We start from the raw sequence: 18,206 nt of genomic DNA on the forward strand, positions 1-18,206 counted from the left end.
TCAGCTCGCCTGACGCAGCGGCGCCCCGGCGTCGTGCAGGTGGCGCAGCACCTCGGCGTAGGAGCGGACCATGGTGGTCTTGCTGTACGGGATGCCGTGCCGGGCGCAGAAGTCCTCGACCACGGGCTGCGCGCGCCGCAGGTTGGGGCGCGGCATGTGCGGGTAGAGGTGGTGCTCGATCTGGTGGTTCAGGCCGCCGAACAGCGCGTCGACCCAGCGGCCACCGGTGACGTTGCGCGAGGTCAGCACCTGCTTGTGGAGGTGGTCGAGGCGCTGGCCCTCTGCGATGATCGGCATGCCCTTGTGGTTGGGCGCGAACGAACAGCCCAGGTACACGCCCATCAGGCCCTGGTGCACGGCGATGAACACGAGCGCCTTCACGGGCGACAGCACGAGGAACGCCGCCGTGAGGTAGATGACCAGCGGCAGCAGTTGCAGGGCGGCCTCACGCCACGGGTTGCGCAGTTCCTTGCGGCACAGGGCGACCAGGCCGGAGATCCGCAGCACGGCCGCTTCGGCGAGCAGCAGCGGGAAGAACAGGAACGCCTGGTTGCGGGTGATCCAGCGGTACACCCCGCGTTTGGTCTCGGCCTGCGCGCGGCTGAAGGCGAGGGCGTGGATCTCGATGTCCGGATCCTCGTCCTCGTGGTTCGGGTTCGCGTGGTGGCGGTTGTGCTTGGCGACCCACCACTGGTAGCTGATCCCGGTGAGACTGCCGTGCAGGTGCCCGACCACGTTGTTGTTGCGATGGCTGCGGAAGATCTGCCGATGGCCCGCGTCGTGCCCGATGAAGGCGAGCTGGGTCGAGGCCACGGCCAGCGCGACCGCCGTGATCACCTGCCACCAGGAGTCGCCCACCCACACGAACGCCACGGCGATCGCGGCGAGCGCCAGCGCGTTGAGCGCCATCCGCAGCACGTAGTAGCCGCGCCGGCGGTCCAGCAGACCGGCCGCCTTGAGTTCCTTGGTGAGCCGGGCGAAGTCGCTGCCGGGCTGTCGTTCCGCTGTCGAGGTCGGTGCGGTGTGCGTCGTGGTCATGTACCTGCTCCGGGTAGAGGTGCTGCGGGGAGGCTCGGACATGCCGAAGGCGGGAATGAACGCACAGCGGTGATGTTCGCGGAGGGTCCGGCGGCGAACCTCCCGTGCGGAGCTTCGAACGCACGGGTCTACCTCCTTTGTACCCCGTCTCCGCGCACTTCACTCACCAGCGGGGCCGCGGCTTGCTCACTCTCGTCAGGCCGGCTACCTCCGGTGACCGGGCGTTGACCTGCTCGGCGACGTCCGAGAGCAGCCGGCCGGTGTTGCGGGCGTAGGTCCGCATGAGGGAGAAGGCGTCCACGACGCCGATCTCCAGCTGCTGGGTCAGCACGCCCTTCGCCTGCTCGATCGCGACGCGGCCGGCCAGCACGGTCCGCAGCCGCTCGGCACCGGCGCTGTCCTGCCCGACCGGCCGCACCTGCAGGAGGCTGATCGTCGCGACGTTCGCGAGCGACTGCGCCAGGGTCGCCGTGTGCGGCGGGAGAGCGCCGGGCGACGTCCGGAACAGGTTCAGCGAGCCGATGACCTCCGTGTGCAGCCGCATCGGGAACGCGTCGACCGAGGCCCGGTCCCCACCGCCGGCCCGGTCGCCCGCCGTGGCCGTCAGCCGGAGCACGCCCTGGTCGTCGGCCAGCAGGATCTCCGCCCGGTCCACGTCGAGCAGCTCCACGCACCGTTCCGCCAGGACGTGCAGGAACTCGATGCCGTCGAACCGCTCCACGAGCGTGTCGGCCAGCTCGAGGAACGTCTGTGTCACGCGGTGTTCCGACACTTGCGTCACCTTGTCATTTCGCTGTCGGTACTGGGGTGACCGCAGGGGCCGGGCGGTGATTTGATGGTAACGCCAGGTCAACGCCCGCTAAACCTTCTAGGAGACTTTTTCCTGCTGTCAGCCGTGTGCCGGGAAGCCAACTGGGAATTGTGCCTCCAAACGGTTGAACGGCGCTGACGTGCACTTCAACGGCTGAGTAAATACTTCGAGCGATTTCGGTTGATCAGACTGCGCGGAGTGTAGTGTCGAATTCGTCGAGAACTTCTCGCACCTGGGCGGTCAAGCCCAAGTCGTGCTCGGCAAAACCAGAACCGGCCGTTTTTCGGTCGGAGACGGGAGTCTCGGCATGATGTCGGCTCCGCACCTCTCCCACGCCCCACCGGCCGTCAGGGCCAGCGAGCAGCCTCGGTATCCGCTGCGATTGCGGTTGCGGCCGAAGGCGCCCACCACGGGGCACGTCGACGGTGCCTGGTGGCCGCGTTCCCGGGACCTCGCCGCCGAGCTGCCGGCACTGCTCGCGGTGCTGGCGGTTCGGCTGGGCGACATCCCGCGGGTGAGCTACAACCTGACCGAGTGGGACATCGCGCCGCGGCAGATCGCGGTCGACGGGGTCCGGGTCAGGCTCAGCGGGTTCTGGTCCAGGCCCGAGCACACGATCGACGTCATCGCGGCCGATCGGAGCCGGACCACGTTGCTGCTCGTACCGCCCGACGCCGACCCGTTCGCCGCCCACCAGGCCATGATGCGCGCCGCCCACCGTGAGAACACCGACACGGTCGAGACCCTGCTCCGCGCCCGCAAGTCCACTGTGGACGTCATCAGGCAGGAGACGCGAGGATTCTGATGACCACCTCCCTGAGCGCTCCGGACCACCGTTCGGAGCGCGTTCGTTGACCTCGCACCGCAACCACGGCCGCGAGGAGGCGCAACCGGCGCGGGCACCCCGAATGCTCCGCGTCGGTTGCGCGTTCACCTACCGCGCCGAAGTGCCCACGCCGGCGGTGTTCCTGGTGCGCCCGGACCGCCAGGGCGACGTGAAGGTCAGCTGTGAGCGGATGTCCGTGGAGCCGGACACCCCCGTGCGGCACTACTTCGACCTCTACGGCAACTGGCTGGCGCGCCTGGTGCTGCCCTCCGGACTGTCCACAGTGCACTACAGCGCGTGGGCCGAGGTCCCCGACGACACCGAGGCCGTCGACGAGACCGTGCCGGAGGCGTTGCCCGACGACCTTCCCGACGACGTGCTGCTCTACACGCTGCCCAGCCGCTACTGCGTGTCCGACGTGCTCGGCGACGAGGCCTGGTCGAGGTTCGGCGCCCATCCGCCCGGCTACGGCCGGGTCAGGGAGATCTGCCGGTACGTCCACGAGTCGCTCAGCTTCCGCTACGGCGCCTCCACCGCGCTGTCCACGGCGGCGGACGTCAACGCCGCGGGTTTCGGGGTCTGCCGCGACTTCACGCACCTGGCGATCTCGTTCTGCCGCGCCCTCAACATTCCCGCCCGCTACGTCTTCGGCTACCTGCCCGATCTGGACGTGCCGCCCGACGGCGCGCCGATGGACTTCGCGGCGTGGATGGAGGTCTGGCTGGAGGACCGCTGGTGGACCTTCGACCCGCGCAACAACGTGCCGCGCAAGGGACGCGTGGTCATCGGCCGCGGCCGGGACGCGGCGGACGTCGCCATGGTCACCACGTTCGGCGGTCCGGTGCTGGAGTCCATGATCGTGCGCGCGGAGGAGGACCTCACCGCCGGCGCGCGCGGGTGATCCTCGCCGCTACGGCCGCGGGTGCCCGGTGGACGTCCTCGTCTCGGCGGCGGCGGTCAGCGCGGCCATGTCGATCGTGCCGGCGATGACCTCCTCCGCCACGGTGCTGAGGTAGTCGTGGTGGCTTCGCGCGTACTGGCGCAGCGTCTCGAACGCCGTGCTCATGTCGATCTGCAGCCGCTCGGCGAGCACGCCCTTGGCCTGTTCGACGAGGACCCTGCTCTGCAACGCGTGCTGCAGCTGTCCCGCGAGCAGTTCGCGGTGGCTGATGATCTGCGCCTGCAACAGGCCGATGGTGGCGACGTCCGCCATGGCCTGAGCGACCCGCAACGTCGGCTCGCTCAGCGCGCCCTCCTCGACGCTGAACAGGTTCAACGCGCCCACGGTCTGCTCGCGCAGCCGCATCGGCAGGGCGTGCAGCGCGCCGAATCCGGCGGCCTTCGCCACCGCGGAGAACTCGGGCCACCGCTGCGGTGATCCGGTGAAGCCGGCGACCGTCACCGGCGCGCCGGTGACGTAGCACTCCATGCACGGACCCTGCCGGTGCTGCAGTTCGAAGAGCTCGATCAGCCGGGCGCGGTCGCTGGAGGCACCGACCACCTGAAGCTCACCGCGGTGGTCGACGAGCAGGATGCCGGCCGCGTCCACTTCCAGCGTGGCCACGCAGCGGTCGGCCAGCAGGTGCATGAACTCGACCGAGTCGAAGCCGGCGACCATGGTGTCGGCCAGCTCGACGAACGTCTCCGCCAGATTCTCCAGGAACATGGGAGTCACCTCTGTAGGTCTTCTCGCCGGCGCGCGGGCGTGATCATCGGGGATCGGGCCTGCTCTCCGGGCTCAGTCGCAGGCGCCGGCCGACGATGTCGCGGGCCACGTCGACGACCGACTGGTCATGAGCGAACGCGTGTGCGCGAAGCCGCACCAGGGCCTCGTCCATGCTCACCCCCATCTGGACGGACAGCATTCCGGTGGCCTGGTGCACCTCGGCACGGCTGAGCGGCATGCCGTCCAGCGGAAGCACCTCGGCTTCGAGGTGCGTCATGGCCATCTCGTCCAGGAGCATCGACAGGACCACGTCGGCCACGACGTGCGCGTCGAAGACCTGCTCCTGGGTCAGCGGACCGGGGCTCGTCCGGTGCAGCACCAGTGCGCCGATCCGGATCGCGCCGCTGCGCAGCGGGAACACGAAGACCGCTCTGGCTCCGGCGGCGACGGCGGCGCGCACGTACAGCGGCCAGCGCCGGTCGTTGTCCCACGAGTCCAGGTCGGCGGCGAGCACCGGCGTCCCGGAGCGGACCGAGTCCTCGCACGGTCCTTCGCCGAGGGTGAAGCGCAGGTTCTCGAGCTGGGCGCCGATGTCGTTCGTGGCGTAGCAGGACTCGCCACGGCCGGTGCCGTTCATCAGGGTCAGCTGCGCGCCGGTCACCCCGAGCAGCGTCACGCACGCCTCGCAGGCGGCCTCGCTCGACGTCGCGACACCCCTCGCCGCCGCGTCCGCGGCGAGATGCGCCAGCACCTTGGCCAGCCGCTCACCGCTCACCGACTCCGCCTTCCGTTGTGCGGAAGCATCCCACGCGAGGACGCGCACCGCGGAAGGGGCCACGACCGCTCACGCCGCCGAGACGGCGTCGATCCGGTGGGCGAGTTCGCGCGCGCCGCCGTGGTCCCGAAAGCGGCGCGCGTGCGAGACGAGGGGCCGGAAGCGGTCGCGCACGCGGGCGGAGCCGATGGCCCCCGACGACGTCAGCGCTCGCAGTCCGACGTCCACGCCCGCGTCGACGTCGCCCTCGATCAGATGGCTGGCGGACAGGGAGATCAGGCCGAACGCGCGACTGCGGGCCATGCCCTCGTCGTAGCCGTCGATCGCGGTGGTGAGCAGCGCGACGGCCGTCTGCGCGTGGTGCCCGCCCGCGGTGACCGCCAGGTCCGTGTGCACGGCTCCGGCGAGCCCGGCCAGGTCGGCCGGGGTGAAGAACGCCGCCCAGCCGGCCACCCCCGTGCGGCTCGCGGTGGCGAACTGCTCCTCGCCGCGCTCGAGCAGTGTGAGGGCGCTGTGCTCGGCGCCCTTCTTCGCCCACGCCCACGCCGAGTTGACCGACAGCATGCCGGCCGCGAGCCCGTCGCCGCAGCGGGAGGCCGCGAGCCGGCCGAGGTCGAAGTACCGCAACGCCTCGTCGAAGTGCCCGTGGTGCAGGAAGACGCGGCCGAGCCGGTAGCACACGTTGGCGGTCAGCGCGTCCGCGCGGGCGAGCCCGGCCAGCGCCAGGGCGTGGCAGAAGTGGTTCTGCGCGTTGTCGACCAGACCGGCGTCGAAGCACACCCAGCCCGCGAGGTTCCGCAGGTCCGCCACGGCGACGTGCAGCCGGTGCCGGACGGGCTCCGACGTGGGTTCGGTGAGCAGCGGGAGGCTCTCGCGCAGGCACAGGCGGACGCCGTCGAGGCAGGTCTCGCCCCCGCTGCGGTAGTCGAGTTCGCGCAACGCGCGGGTGGCTTCTTCCAGCCGCGTGACCTCGGACAGACCGATCATGACGGGGGCACCTCACACCGGATTCGGTTGCGAGCGGCACCGCCGGGGTCCGGAGCGGCCGGGTCGTGTCCGATTTTAGCGTAGGCTGGGCTCCACCGAGGGCATGTCGTGCAGCAGCGGTCAAGCTGGTGCCGCCTTGGGCGCACCAGTAAGCCCGGCCGTCCGGCTGGAGGCGGGAGCGCCGAGTTGAGCTCGGATCTGCTCTGCACCGAAGAACTTCTCGCGGAAAGCGGTCGATGCTGACCCGTGCCGCGCACCTCAGTCTCGGCGTCATCGCGTTGTCGCGCAAGGAGAACGAACACCGGCTGGCGATCCATCCGCTGCACCTCGAACGGATCGACGCGGATCTGCGGGAACGGATCTTCCTCGAACGCGGCTACGGCGAGCGCTTCGGCGTGTCCGACGAACAACTTTCCTCGTCCGTAGGGGGATTGCGCACCCGCGAACAGCTGATCGCGGAGTGCGACGTCGTCCTGCTGCCCAAGCCTCTCGCCGAGGACGTCGCGGAACTGCGCGAGGGCCAGGTGCTGTGGGGCTGGCCTCACTGCGTGCAGGACGCGAAGCTCACCCAGTTGGCCATCGAACGCCGGCTGACGCTGATCGCGTTCGAGGCCATGAACCACTGGACCACCGACGGTTCGTTCGGTCTGCACGTGTTCCACAAGAACAACGAGCTGGCCGGGTACTGCTCGGTGCTGCACGCCCTGCAGATCGCCGGTTCGACCGGTGTCTACGGCAGGAGGCTGACCGCCGCCGTGATCGGCTTCGGCGCCACCGCACGAGGTGCCGTCACGGCGCTCAAGGCGCACGGCGTGCACGAGGTCAACGTCCTCACGAACCGCGGCGTCGCCGCGGTCGGCTCACCGATCCACTCGGCGCGGATGGTCCACTTCGACCACGACGACGCCGATCCGCGGCGCAGCCACGCGTTGACCGACGAGGGCCGCGTCCCGCTCGCCGGTTTCCTGGCGCAGCACGACATCATCGTCAACTGCGTGCTGCAGGACCCGGACAAACCGTTGACGTTCCTCATCGACGACGACCTGCCCACCCTGCCGCCCGGCACCCTCGTCGTCGACGTGTCGTGCGACCGGGGGATGGGCTTCAGCTGGGCCCGCCCCACCTCGTTCGCCGAGCCGTCGTTCCTGGTGGGCGACCACGTCGTGCACTACGGGGTGGACCACAGCCCGTCCTACCTGTGGAACTCGGCGACCTGGGAGATCAGCGAGGCGCTGCTCCCGCACCTGCGCACCGTTCTCACCGGCTCCTGGGACGCCGCCGACACCATCCGGCGGGCCATCGAGATCCGCGACGGCGTCATCCAGAACCCCGGCATCCTCACGTTCCAGCACCGTTCATCGGAGTACCCGCATGACCACGTCTGAGCCCCTGACCACCACCACCGATCCCGCCCCCGTCCTCACCTGTGACGTGTGCCCCCACCCATGGCACGAGCACGACCCGCTGGGAGTGCGGTACTGCAACGCGACGGCGGCCTCCGCACTGCCCAGAGGGTGCATCTGCTCGTGATTCAGGGCTCGAGGCCGGTCACCGCCGTGCCACCGGCGACGTCGAACGGCACCGAGACCTGATCGTGCGTGACCAGCCAGTGCCCGTCGATCCGGCGGAAGCCGAACGTCGCCCGCACCCACATCCCGGCCACCGCCACACCGGTGTTCGTCGTGCCGTGCAGGCGTCCGAAGCCGTGCGCGAAGGCGACGTTCTCGTCCGCCGTCACCGCCAGATCGCGGAACTCGTACTTCACGTCCCGGAAGAACGCGAACGCCTTGGCCCAGTTCGCCAGCTTCGCGTCGATGCCGGCGTGCTGCAGCGGCGGCTCGACGTCGAACGACACGACGTCGGCCGCGTACAGCCGCCGGAGTCCGTCGAGGTCCTTGGCCTCGATGCCGTCGACGATCCTGCCGATGTGCTGCCTGACCGCTGTCTGTCCTTCGTGGACGGTCATGCCACGGCCACCGGGGCACCGGCGCGCAGCGGCAGGAGAGACGTGCTCCAGGCGACGACCTGGTCGAGCGTCCGGTCGAGGGCGGCGATCTGGTGCTCGCCCGGCGCGAGCACCGCGAAGTTCTCGAACTCGGTCGCCAGTGGCAACGTCACCTGCGCCGACACGTCCGCCATTTCCAGCGCCCCGCACATCAACCGGAGTTGCTCGACCGCGCGGGCGCCGCCGACCCCGCCGTACGACACGAACCCGACCGCCTTGTCCCGCCACTCCGCGCGCAGGAAGTCGATCGCGTTCATCAGCACCCCCGGCGCCGAGTGGTTGTACTCGGGCGTGACCACGACGAACCCGTCGAACGAGGCGATCGTCTCCGCCCACGCCGTGGTGTGCGGGTGCCCGTACTCGCCGGGCAGTTCGTCCAGGTGCGGCAAGGGATGCGCGAGCAGGTCGACCACCTCGAACTCCGCGTCCGCGCGCAGCCGCGCCCGTTGCTCCACCCACCGGGCCACCTGCTCGCCCCGGCGACCCGGCCGGGTGCTGCCGAGGACGATGCCGATCCTGATCATCGGTCTCCTTCGTTCGCGTGTCGCTTCCGAGCACTACGACGACACGACCCTGGAAAACGTCAGGCCTGACATTCCGGTGCGCTGTCTCGTCAGACTGGGTGAAGCCACGAACGGACGGGAGCACCGGTGACCGACGCGATCCTCAGCGAGCGCCGCCATCTGATCAACCTCGGCTACCGGCTGCTGGGCTCGCTCGCCGAGGCCGAGGACGCCGTGCAGGAGGCGTACGCCCGCTGGTACGCGCTGTCCGGGCCGAAGCAGGACGAGATCGCCTCGCCCGGGGCCTGGCTCACCACCGTCACCAGCCGCATCTGCCTGGACCTGCTGGGATCGGCACGAGCCCGTCGCGAACGCTACGTCGGCGAGTGGATTCCCGAGCCGTTGCCCGACCCCGCAGAGGGCGCCACCGCCGACCCGGCCGACCGCGTCACCCTGGACGAGTCGGTCAGCATGGCGTTCCTCGTCGCGCTGGAATCGATGACACCGGCCCAACGCGTCGCGCTCGTCCTGCACGACGTGTTCCGCTACTCCTTCACCGAGATAGCCGAGATCACCGGCCGCACCCCGGCCGCGTGCCGTGAACTCGCCTCCGCGGCCCGCCGCCGCGTCAGCACGTCCGCGCCACCCGTCGCGCCGGCCGTCCACCACGCCGGTGTGGTCCGCGACTTCAAACACGCCTGGGAGGCTCAGGACATCCCCGCCCTGGTCGGGCTGCTGGACCCCGGCGCGACCTTCACGGCGGACGGCGGCGGCCTGGTGACCACCGTGCTCGACCCGATCGAGGGAGGGGACCGGATCGCGCGGTTCCTCGTCGCCGTCGCCACCGGGGTTCCCGGCGATTTCACGATCACCGAGCGCACCGTCAACGGCAGGCCGGGTCTGCTGATCGAGAACGACGGCGTGACGTCGTCGGTCTACGCGTTCGACCTGGCCGGTGACCGGATCACCCGCATCTGGGCCGTCCGCAATCCCGAGAAGCTCCGCGCCTGGCAGTAGGGTCGGCCGATGGTGACCTTCAGCCATCCTGACGACCTGAGCGGTGCCGCGTTCACCGACGTGAGCCTGCGGGGCGCGCGGTTCACGCGGTCGGACCTGTCCGGCGCGGTCATGCGGGCGGTCGACGTAGCCGGCGCCGACATCGACGCGCCGTGGCTGCTCGGTGGCGAGAACGCGTTGCTGGTCAACGGCGTCGACGTCGCGCCGTTCGTGGAGGCCGAGCTCAACCGGCGCTTTCCCGGACGAGGGGAGCGGCGGGCGAAGGATCCGGACGGGCTGCGGGCGGCGTGGGCCAAGGCCGAAGCCGCCTGGGCCGCTGTTCTGGAGCGGGTCGCCGCGATGCCGCCGGGCACGGAGGACGTCTCGGTGGACGGCGAGTGGTCGTTCGCGCAGACGGTCCGCCACCTGATCATGGCCACGGACACCTGGCTCGGCGGGCCGATCCTGGGCCACGAGAAGCCCTACCACCCGCTGGGCCTGCCGAACGCCGAGTACGAGACCGACGGGTACGACCTGTCCGTCTTCGTGTCGGGCACCCCGCCGTACGCCGAGGTGCTGGAGGCGCGGGCCGGTCGGCAGGCGATGGTCCGCGAGTTCCTGGCCGCGGTGACCGAGGGGGACCTGGCCGTGACGCGCAGCAACCCGTGGAGTCCGGATCACCCGGTTTCCACTGGTTCGTGCCTGCGCACGATCCTCGTCGAGGAGTGGGAGCACCTGCGCTACGCCACCCGCGACCTCGACGCCATCGCGGCACGCCCTTAGCCGTGCAAACTTCTTTTGGCGGCTCCGCGCGGGCCTGACCTGCGTTTTCTTTGGGTGCTCGTCGGGTAGCCACCGCTACCGGCCCTTGTGCCGGGAACCGACTCGTGCCTATATTTGCCGAAACACCCGTATGTAAGCGCTTACATTACCAAGAGTGACATGTAAGCGCTTACATCTCGATCAACGACGACGAGGGCGGCAGGCAGCGCTATGGCGAAGCAGCACCCAGCCTCTGCGGAGGCCCGGTCCGCTGGAGCGACGATCTACTCGGTCGCCGACCACGCCGGCGTGTCGATCGCCACTGTCTCGCGGGTGCTCCAGGGCGCGACGGTCGTGGCGGAGGCCACCCGGCAGAAGGTGCTCACCGCCGTCGAGGAACTCGGCTACGTGCCGACCGGTGCGGCCCGCAGTCTCGCCGTGCGGCACCACGAGGCGCACGGGCTCGTGCTGCCCGAGCTGTCGGGTCCCTACTACGCCGAACTGCTCATGGGCTTCGAGGCCCGCGCCGCCGAGCTCGCGCAGTCCGTGGTGCTCGTGCTCACCAACAGCCGCACCGACATGGCCGCGGCGGTGCGGCAGCTGGCGACCAGGGTCGACGCCATCGCCGTGTTCGGGTCGGCGGCGATTCCGGCCGACCTCGTGCGGGTGCTGCGCGCGAAGAAGCCGGTCGTCGTCATCGCGGGCGAGCCGCAGGACGGCATCGAGGCGGTCGCGGCGGAGAACCTGGAGAGCGCGCGGGAACTGGCCGGGCACGTGCTCGACCACGGCAGGCGGCGGGCGTTGTTCGTGGGCGACCCGGACAGCGGTCCCGACATCCGCAACCGGTACGAGGGCTATCTCGCCGCGCATCGGGACCGCGGTCTCGACGCCGCCGACCCCGTCCTGGCCCGGCTGTCCGAGGCCGACGGCACCGCCTTCGCGCAACGGCTGCTGGCCGGTGAGCGCGAGGCGGACGCCCTGATGTGCGCCAACGACGAGCTGGCCTTGTCGATCATGACCACGCTGCAGGACGCCGGCCGGGACGTGCCCGGCGACATCGCGATCGTGGGCTGGGACGACGTCATGACCGCGCGGTACGTGCGCCCAGGTCTGACCACCGTGCGCCAGCCCGTGCACGAACTGGGTGCGCTGGCCGCGGATCGCCTGCACGAACTCGTGGGTGGCGAGCCGCCGCGAACCTACGCCCAGATGCTGCCGACGCGGCTGGTGGTGCGCACCTCGTGCGGCTGCCCGCCCGTCACCTGATCCACCACCGTCTACTTGAGACGAACGCCGAAAGGAAGCGAAAAGCAATGGTGCGCAAAACTTCCAGGTCGATCGCGGGGGTGTCGGCCCTCGTGCTGGTGCTGGCCGCCTGCGGGCGCGGCGACGAGCAGACCGGGGGCCAGGGCAGCGCCGACATCGCGCAGGGCCCTGCCACGGGCACCATCACCGTGTGGGCCATGGGTGCCGAGGGCGAGAAGCTCCCGGCGCTCGCGAAGGAGTTCGAGGACGCGAACCCCGGCGTCGACGTCCAGGTGACCGCCATCCCGTGGGACGCCGCCCACAACAAGTTCACCTCGGCGATCACCGCGGGCCAGGCGCCCGACGCCGCCATGGTGGGATCGACGTGGATGGGTGAGTTCGCGGGCATGGGCGCGCTCGACGCGACGCCGTCCTCGATCGACAAGAACGCGTTCTTCGAAGGCGCGCAACGCACGACCGAGGTCGGCGGCACCTCCTACGGCATTCCCTGGTACGTCGAGACGAGGCTTCTCTACTACCGCAAGGACCTCGCGAAGACGGCCGGGTACGAGACGCCTCCCACCGACTGGGCGGGGCTCAAGGAGATGGCCAAGGCGTTGCAGGCCAAGTCGGGCGCCAAGTGGGGCATCGGGTTGCAGGCCGGCGGCACCGGCTCGTGGCAGTCGCTGCTGCCCTTCGCGTGGTCGAACGGCGCGGCGCTGACCAAGAACAACGACGCCGCCTACAACTTCGACAGCCCGGAGATGCAGGAGACGCTGAAGTACTACGGCTCCTTCTTCAGCGAGGGCATCGCGGACAAGGAAGCTCCCGCGCAGCCCACGACCGAACCGGACTTCGTCAGCGGCCGCGTGCCGATGTTCATCTCGGGTCCCTGGATGATGTCCGCGGTCGAGAAGCTCGGCGGGGAAGGCTTCAAGGACAAGTACGACGTCATGCCGATGCCGGTGAAGAAGACGTCGTCGAGCTTCGTGGGCGGCTGCAACTTCGTCGTGTTCAAGGAGAGCAAGAACCGCGACTCCGCCTGGAAGTTCGTGAACTGGCTGGCGAATCCGCAGACCCAGGCCAAGTGGTACCAGCAGTCGACCGACCTGCCGTCGGTGAAGAGCGCGTGGCAGGACTCGGCGCTCGCCGCCGACGCGAAGCTCACGAAGTTCGGCAAGCAGCTCGACACCGCGCAGTCACCGCCGACCTTCGCCACCTGGGAGCAGGCGATCACCGCGCTCGACACCGAGGTCGAGAAGGTGGCCCGCTCCGGCGCCGACCCGGCCGCCGCGCTGAAGGCCGCCCAGGCGTCGGCCGACTCGATCGGCACCGGCCGGTGAGCTTGACCGCTCCGGCCCGCCGCCGCGGCGCGGAGCGGGCGGCCTGGCTGCTCATCCTGCCGTTCTGCCTGCTGTTCCTCATCTTCACGGCGTGGCCGGTGATCCAGTCGCTCTTCATGAGCCTCACCGACACCCGCAACCGCGACCTGCGCACGCCGTTCGCCGTGGAGTTCGTCGGGCTGGGCAACTACGTCCAGGCGTTCGCGGACCCGCTGTTCCGCACGGCGGCGGCGAACACCGCGTACTTCGTGCTGGTCGGTGTGCCGCTCACGCTCGTCATCGCGCTCGGGGCCGCCGTCGTGCTGGACAAGGGGATCTCGCGGTTCCGCGCGTTCTTCCGGCTCGGGTTCTACACGCCGGTCATCACCTCGATCGTCGCGGTCGCGGTGGTGTGGAGGTTCCTGCTCCAGGACGAGTTCGGGCTGATCAACACAGTGCTGGGCTGGGTCGGGATCGAAGGGCCGAACTGGCTCGGCGATCCGGACTGGTCGATGCCGGCGCTGATCCTGATGGCCGCGTGGCGCAACTTCGGCACCGCGATGATCATCTTCCTGGCCGGGTTGCAGGCGGTTCCGGCGTCGTTGCACGAGGCCGCGTCGATCGACGGCGCCGGGGCGGTGACGCGGTTCCGGTACATCACACTGCCGTTGCTGCGTCCGACGATCCTCTTCGTGTCGGTGACGACGGCGATCGGCTACCTGCAGTTCTTCGAGGAGCCGTACGTCATGACCAACGGCGGTCCGCTCAACTCGACGATCTCCGCGTCGATGTACACCTACCGGCAGTTCGGGTTCGGCAACTACGGCTACGCCTCCGCGATGAGCTACCTGATCTTCGTGGTCATCGCGATCGTCACCGCCCTGCAGTTCCGCCTGCTGCGGGAGAGGAGCTGAACGTGACCGGGCAACGCACGCAGAACCGTTGGTGGATCTACGTTCCGCTCACGGTGGCGCTCATCGCCGTCATCGCGCCGTTCGTCTGGATGGTGCTGGGCAGCTTCAAGGGCGAGGGCGAGATCCTGGCCAACCCGCCCACGTGGCTGCCGGAGTCGGCGTCCCTGGACAACTACACGCAGCTGTTCTCCCGCCTGCGGTTCGGGACGTACTTCCTCAACTCGGCGATCGTCGCCGTCCTGGTCACGGCCGGGAACCTGCTCTTCTGCTCGATGGTCGGCTACGCGCTCGCCAAGCTCGAGTTCCGCGGGAAGCGAGCGCTCTTCGCGGTCGTCCTGGCGACCCTGATGATCCCGGGCGTCGTCACGTTCGTGCCGCTCTACGTCCTGGTCGTCAACGCGGGTCTGGCGAACTCGTTGCCCGCGCTGATCCTGCCGTTCCTCGTCTCGCCGTTCGGCGTCTTCCTGATGCGCCAGTTCATGACGGGCCTGCCGGCGGAGCTGATCGACGCCGGGCGCGTCGACGGCGCGAGCGAGGTGCGCATCTTCGCCCGGATCATCCTGCCGCTGTGCGGGCCCGCGCTCGCCACCCTCGGCATCCTCACGTTCCTGGGCAGCTGGAACAACTTCCTCTGGCCGCTGGTGGTGGCGCAGCAGGAGAGCGAGTACACGCTCCCGGTCGCGCTGGCCCTCTACTCGACCGGCCAGAACTCGATCCAGTACGGCCTGCTGCTGGCCGGGGCCACCATCGTCGTCCTCCCGGTCCTGCTCGTGTTCCTCGTCTTCCAGCGGCGCTTCATCGAAGGCATCGCGACCACCGGCATCAAGTGAGAAGTCCAAAGGGGACTCACATGAACTCGCCATTCAGGATCACTCGCCGAACCCTGCTCCTGGGAACCACCGCCGCACTCGCCATACCTGGGATCGCCTCCGCTTCGCGTGGATACGATCCGGCGCGGGTGCGCGGCTGGGCCCGCGACACCTGGCGCAGCCTCGTCGCCATGACGCCGTCGAGCACGGGCCTGCCCGCCGACAACATCCCGGAGTCGCTCGCCCCGGCCGACCGTTCCGGCTACACCTCGCCGACCAACATCGGCGGTTACCTGTGGTCGACGGTCGTGGCCCGTGAACTCGGGTTCATCTCGAAGGACGAGGCGTCGGCGCGGCTTCTCCGCACGCTCACGACCCTCGACCGGATGGAACACCACACCGCGAGTGGCATGTACTTCAACTGGTACGACGAGGAGACCGGCGAGGCGTTGCGGGCCTGGCCCGGCACCGGCGCCGTCGTGCAGCCGTTCTGCTCCAGCGTGGACAACGGCTGGCTCGGCGCGGCACTGCTCGTGGTCGCGGGCTCCGACCGCGCGGCGGCGACGTCGGCAAGGCGGATCTTCGCCCGTATGCGCTGGGACGCCTTCTACAACCCCGGCGACGATCCCGCGCACCCCGTGCGGCCGGGCGGCCTGATCCACGGCGGGTTCTTCCCGTTCGACCACGACCGGCCCGGCGGGGTCTACCAGGGCACGCACATCGGCGGCGACCCGGTGTGGCTGACCACGCACCACTACGACACGACGGTGTCCGAAACGCGCATCACCAGCTATCTCGGCATCATCACCGGCCAGATCCCGCCGAAGCAGTACTTCGCGATGTGGCGGACGCTGCCGGCCTCGTGCGACTGGTCGTGGCACGAGATGCAGCCGGTGGGGGAGAACCGGACCTACTACGGCATCGAGGTCTTCGAGGGCGCCTACACCTATCGCGGCATGCGGATCGTGCCGGGCTGGGGCGGCTCGATGTTCGAGGAACTGATGCCGGACGTGTTCGTGCCGGAGGCGAAGTGGGCGCCGCGGTCGTGGGGCCGCAACCACCCGTTGCACGTCCGGGCGCAGCGGGAACACGGTCTGCTGGAGGCGAAGTACGGCTTCTGGGGCTTCAGCCCGGCGAGCAACCCCGCCGGCGGCTACCGCGAGTACGGCGTCGACGCGCTGGGCATCGGTCCCGGCGGCGAACCGGGCAACCCGGCCAGCGGCTACTTCTCCGACCAGGAGATGACGAACTACGACGTGGGCTTCGGCTCGTGCCGCCCCGCCACCGCACCCACACCGACGTACGGCGACGGCGTGGTGACCCCGCATGCGGCGTTCCTGGCGATGATGCACGAACGCGACGAGGCGTACACGAACCTCGTCGGCATCCAGAACGATCTCCGCGCCTACGGGACGGGCGGGTTCTTCGACTCGGTCGCCGTTCGGTCGGGCCTGATCGCACGCCGCTATCTCTCGCTGGACCAGGCGATGGTCATCGGAGCGATCGGCAACGTGCTGTGCCGTGACGTGATCCGCAGGGCGTTCGCGACACCGGCCGTCGAACGTGCGTTGCGGCCGGTGATCGGTGTCGAGGAGTTCGGTGCGAGCCGAGTCTGAAAGCTATGGAGGTAAAGGCATGCGGCCCGTACGGCTGATCTCGCAGGACGGTGTCGAGTACCGCGACCTCAACGGCAACGGCGTGATGGACCCCTACGAGGATCCGCGCCTGCCGGTGGCGGACCGCGTGGCGGACCTGCTGGGGCGCCTGACGCTGGAGGAGAAGGCAGGCCTGCTGTTCCACACCGTGATCGAGGCGGGTGCGGACGGCACGGTGAAGGAGGCTCCCGGCGACATCAGCAAGTCGCCGACGAGCGTCGTGGTGAAGCAGAAACACCTGTCGCACTTCAACGTGCACGTGCTCGACGACGCCAGGATGGCGGCGCGCTGGCACAACAACCTCCAGCTCATCGCCGAGAGCACACCGCACGGAATTCCGGTGACCATCTCCACCGATCCGCGGCACGCGTTCATCGAGAACGCGGGTGTTTCGTTCAGCGCCAAGGCCTTCTCGCAATGGCCCGAGTCGCTGGGGCTCGCCGCGCTGCGCGATCCGGCGCTGGTGGAACGGTTCGCGGACGTCGCGCGCCAGGAGTACCTCGCGGCCGGCATCCGCTGCGCCCTGCACCCCGCGATCGACCTGGCCACCGAACCGCGATGGGCGCGGCAGGCCGGCACGTTCGGGCAGGACACCGCGCTGACGGCCGAACTCGCCGTCGCCTACGTGCGCGGGTTCCAGGGCCCGTCGCTGGGCGCGGAGTCGGTCGCCTGCACCAGCAAGCACTTCCCCGGCGGCGGCCCGCAGAAGGACGGCGAGGACGCGCACTTCCCGTACGGCCGTGAGCAGGTCTACCCCGGCGGGCGGTTCGACGACCACGTCGCCCCCTTCCGCGCGGTCATCGAAGCGGGCACGGCGGCGGTGATGCCCTACTACGGCATGCCCGTCGGCCTGGAGGTGGACGGCGAGGCGATCGAGCAGGTGGGCTTCGGCTACAACCGCCAGGTCGTCACCGGGATGCTGCGCGAGCAACTCGGCTTCGACGGCGTGGTCCTCACCGACTGGGAACTCGTCATGGACAACCACGTCGGCGACAAGGTGCTTCCCGCGCGTGCTTGGGGCGTGGAACACCTCGACGCGTACGGGCGCATGGAACTCATCCTGGCCGCGGGCGCCGACCAGTTCGGTGGCGAGGAATGCGTCGACGTGCTGCTCGAACTCGTGGCGCAGGGCCGGGTCACGGAGGAGCGGATCGACGAGTCGGCGCGCAGGCTGCTCAAGGTCAAGTTCCTGCTCGGTCTCTTCGACGACCCGTTCGTCGACGAGGACCGGGCGGCGGAGATCGTGGGGCGGCAGGACTTCCGCGACGAGGGCCACGAAGCACAGGCCAAGTCGGTCACGGTGCTTCAAGCGGGCTTGAGCCTGCCGTTGGAGTCAGGCCTGAAGGTCTACGTGGAGAACGTCTCGCCCGAGGCCGCCGCGCGCCTGGGCACCGTCGTCGCCACACCCGAAGAGGCCGACTTCGCGCTCGTGCGGCTGATGGCTCCGTTCGACCCGCGCTCGGACCTGTTCCTGGAGTCGTGGTTCCACCAGGGCTCGCTGGACTTCCAGCCGGGCCTCGCGTCCCGCCTGGCGCGGATCGCCGAGGCCTGCCCGCTGGTCGTCGACGTGACGTTGGACCGCCCGGCCGTCCTGACCCCGCTGCTTCCACTGGCCTCGACCCTGGTGGTCAGCTACGGCACCAACGACGAGGCCCTGGTCGACGCGCTGACGGGCGTGTGCCCACCGCGCGGCAGGCTTCCGTTCGACCTGCCGCGGTCGATGGAACAGGTGCGCCGCCACCCCGAGGACGTCGCGGGCTACGAGGACCCGCTCTTCCCCTTCGGGCACGGAGTGATGCCGGCCGAGAGCTAGAAATCCTGTCCAGGACATCAATCGACCGGGCCGTTGACCGGGAAGTGCCGCACCCCAGACCATGAGAGCGTTCCCACGG

The 18,206-nt window shown here is 69.7% G+C and carries 19 protein-coding genes; 12 read left to right on the forward strand and 7 right to left on the reverse strand.

Annotated features, from left to right (window positions below; all coding sequences use genetic code 11):
• Together ACH413_RS04060 and ACH413_RS04065 are read right to left on the reverse strand one after the other, a co-directional pair.
• A complete protein-coding gene (locus ACH413_RS04060; protein ID WP_360042970.1) occupies positions 1-1,038 on the reverse strand; it encodes an acyl-CoA desaturase in 1,038 nt (345 codons plus the stop codon).
• 163 nt (positions 1,039-1,201) lie between these two features.
• Positions 1,202-1,810: an ANTAR domain-containing protein gene (locus ACH413_RS04065; protein WP_360042967.1), complete on the reverse strand. Its 609-nt coding sequence runs from the start codon at positions 1,808-1,810 to the stop codon at positions 1,202-1,204.
• Between the two features lie 349 nt (positions 1,811-2,159).
• Between ACH413_RS04065 and ACH413_RS04070 the strand changes: the two genes are divergently transcribed.
• Both ACH413_RS04070 and ACH413_RS04075 read left to right on the forward strand, forming a co-directional pair.
• Complete coding sequence (locus ACH413_RS04070; protein ID WP_360042965.1) at positions 2,160-2,654, forward strand: DUF5994 family protein; 495 nt, start codon at positions 2,160-2,162, stop codon at positions 2,652-2,654.
• A 46-nt stretch (positions 2,655-2,700) separates the two neighbouring features.
• On the forward strand, positions 2,701-3,576 hold the full coding sequence (locus tag ACH413_RS04075; protein ID WP_360042962.1) for a transglutaminase family protein: 876 nt from the start codon (positions 2,701-2,703) through the stop codon (positions 3,574-3,576).
• A gap of 9 nt (positions 3,577-3,585) precedes the next feature.
• On the opposite strand, the gene ACH413_RS04080 is transcribed toward ACH413_RS04075, so the two are convergent.
• From ACH413_RS04080 to ACH413_RS04090, 3 genes are read right to left on the reverse strand one after another with little or no spacing between them, the layout of a single operon-like run.
• On the reverse strand, positions 3,586-4,341 hold the full coding sequence (locus ACH413_RS04080) for a GAF and ANTAR domain-containing protein (RefSeq protein WP_360042959.1): 756 nt from the start codon (positions 4,339-4,341) through the stop codon (positions 3,586-3,588).
• Between the two features lie 43 nt (positions 4,342-4,384).
• Positions 4,385-5,179, reverse strand: a complete 795-nt coding sequence (locus ACH413_RS04085; protein ID WP_360042956.1) for a GAF and ANTAR domain-containing protein — start codon at positions 5,177-5,179, stop codon at positions 4,385-4,387.
• Positions 5,180-5,185: 6 nt separating this feature from the next.
• A complete protein-coding gene (locus tag ACH413_RS04090) occupies positions 5,186-6,103 on the reverse strand; it encodes a hypothetical protein (RefSeq protein ID WP_360042953.1) in 918 nt (305 codons plus the stop codon).
• A 236-nt stretch (positions 6,104-6,339) separates the two neighbouring features.
• Between ACH413_RS04090 and ACH413_RS04095 the strand changes: the two genes are divergently transcribed.
• The gene (locus ACH413_RS04095) at positions 6,340-7,488 is read left to right on the forward strand and encodes a N(5)-(carboxyethyl)ornithine synthase (protein ID WP_360042950.1); all 1,149 of its coding nucleotides are present in this window, start codon (positions 6,340-6,342) and stop codon (positions 7,486-7,488) included.
• A complete protein-coding gene (locus ACH413_RS04100; RefSeq protein ID WP_360042947.1) occupies positions 7,475-7,633 on the forward strand; it encodes an RGCVC family protein in 159 nt (52 codons plus the stop codon). The genes ACH413_RS04095 and ACH413_RS04100 overlap by 14 nt, the downstream gene beginning before the upstream one ends.
• A 1-nt stretch (position 7,634) precedes the next feature.
• Here the strand turns inward: ACH413_RS04100 and ACH413_RS04105 are convergent, their stop codons facing one another.
• Together ACH413_RS04105 and ACH413_RS04110 are read right to left on the reverse strand one after the other, a co-directional pair.
• Complete coding sequence (locus ACH413_RS04105) at positions 7,635-8,069, reverse strand: nuclear transport factor 2 family protein (protein WP_360042944.1); 435 nt, start codon at positions 8,067-8,069, stop codon at positions 7,635-7,637.
• Positions 8,066-8,632: an NAD(P)H-dependent oxidoreductase gene (locus ACH413_RS04110; protein WP_360042941.1), complete on the reverse strand. Its 567-nt coding sequence runs from the start codon at positions 8,630-8,632 to the stop codon at positions 8,066-8,068. The genes ACH413_RS04105 and ACH413_RS04110 overlap by 4 nt, the downstream gene beginning before the upstream one ends.
• A gap of 126 nt (positions 8,633-8,758) precedes the next feature.
• Between ACH413_RS04110 and sigJ the strand changes: the two genes are divergently transcribed.
• The 8 genes from sigJ to ACH413_RS04150 all read left to right on the forward strand — a co-directional run bounded on the left by sigJ (position 8,759) and on the right by ACH413_RS04150 (position 18,127).
• Positions 8,759-9,628 (forward strand): RNA polymerase sigma factor SigJ, encoded by an 870-nt coding sequence (gene sigJ / locus ACH413_RS04115; protein WP_360042938.1) that lies wholly within the window; start codon positions 8,759-8,761, stop codon positions 9,626-9,628.
• A gap of 9 nt (positions 9,629-9,637) precedes the next feature.
• Positions 9,638-10,390 carry a DinB family protein gene (locus ACH413_RS04120; protein ID WP_360042935.1) on the forward strand — a complete coding sequence of 251 codons (753 nt, stop codon included), beginning with the start codon at positions 9,638-9,640 and terminating at the stop codon, positions 10,388-10,390.
• Positions 10,391-10,600: 210 nt separating this feature from the next.
• Positions 10,601-11,635 (forward strand): LacI family DNA-binding transcriptional regulator, encoded by a 1,035-nt coding sequence (locus tag ACH413_RS04125; RefSeq protein WP_360042932.1) that lies wholly within the window; start codon positions 10,601-10,603, stop codon positions 11,633-11,635.
• 47 nt (positions 11,636-11,682) lie between these two features.
• On the forward strand, positions 11,683-12,957 hold the full coding sequence (locus ACH413_RS04130; protein WP_360042929.1) for a sugar ABC transporter substrate-binding protein: 1,275 nt from the start codon (positions 11,683-11,685) through the stop codon (positions 12,955-12,957).
• Entirely contained in the window at positions 12,954-13,850 is an 897-nt protein-coding gene (locus tag ACH413_RS04135; protein ID WP_360042926.1) for a sugar ABC transporter permease, read from the forward strand. Before ACH413_RS04130 ends, ACH413_RS04135 begins: the two co-directional genes overlap by 4 nt.
• A 2-nt stretch (positions 13,851-13,852) precedes the next feature.
• A complete protein-coding gene (locus ACH413_RS04140) occupies positions 13,853-14,680 on the forward strand; it encodes a carbohydrate ABC transporter permease (protein ID WP_360042923.1) in 828 nt (275 codons plus the stop codon).
• A 20-nt stretch (positions 14,681-14,700) separates the two neighbouring features.
• The gene (locus tag ACH413_RS04145; protein ID WP_360042920.1) at positions 14,701-16,275 is read left to right on the forward strand and encodes a glucoamylase family protein; all 1,575 of its coding nucleotides are present in this window, start codon (positions 14,701-14,703) and stop codon (positions 16,273-16,275) included.
• Positions 16,276-16,294: 19 nt separating this feature from the next.
• Complete coding sequence (locus ACH413_RS04150) at positions 16,295-18,127, forward strand: glycoside hydrolase family 3 N-terminal domain-containing protein (RefSeq protein ID WP_360042917.1); 1,833 nt, start codon at positions 16,295-16,297, stop codon at positions 18,125-18,127.
• Positions 18,128-18,206: the final 79 nt, after the last annotated feature.

The sequence above is a fragment of the Lentzea sp. NPDC020367 genome (genome assembly GCF_044387305.1).
In the GTDB taxonomy this organism is placed as follows: Bacteria; Actinomycetota; Actinomycetes; order Mycobacteriales; family Pseudonocardiaceae; genus Lentzea.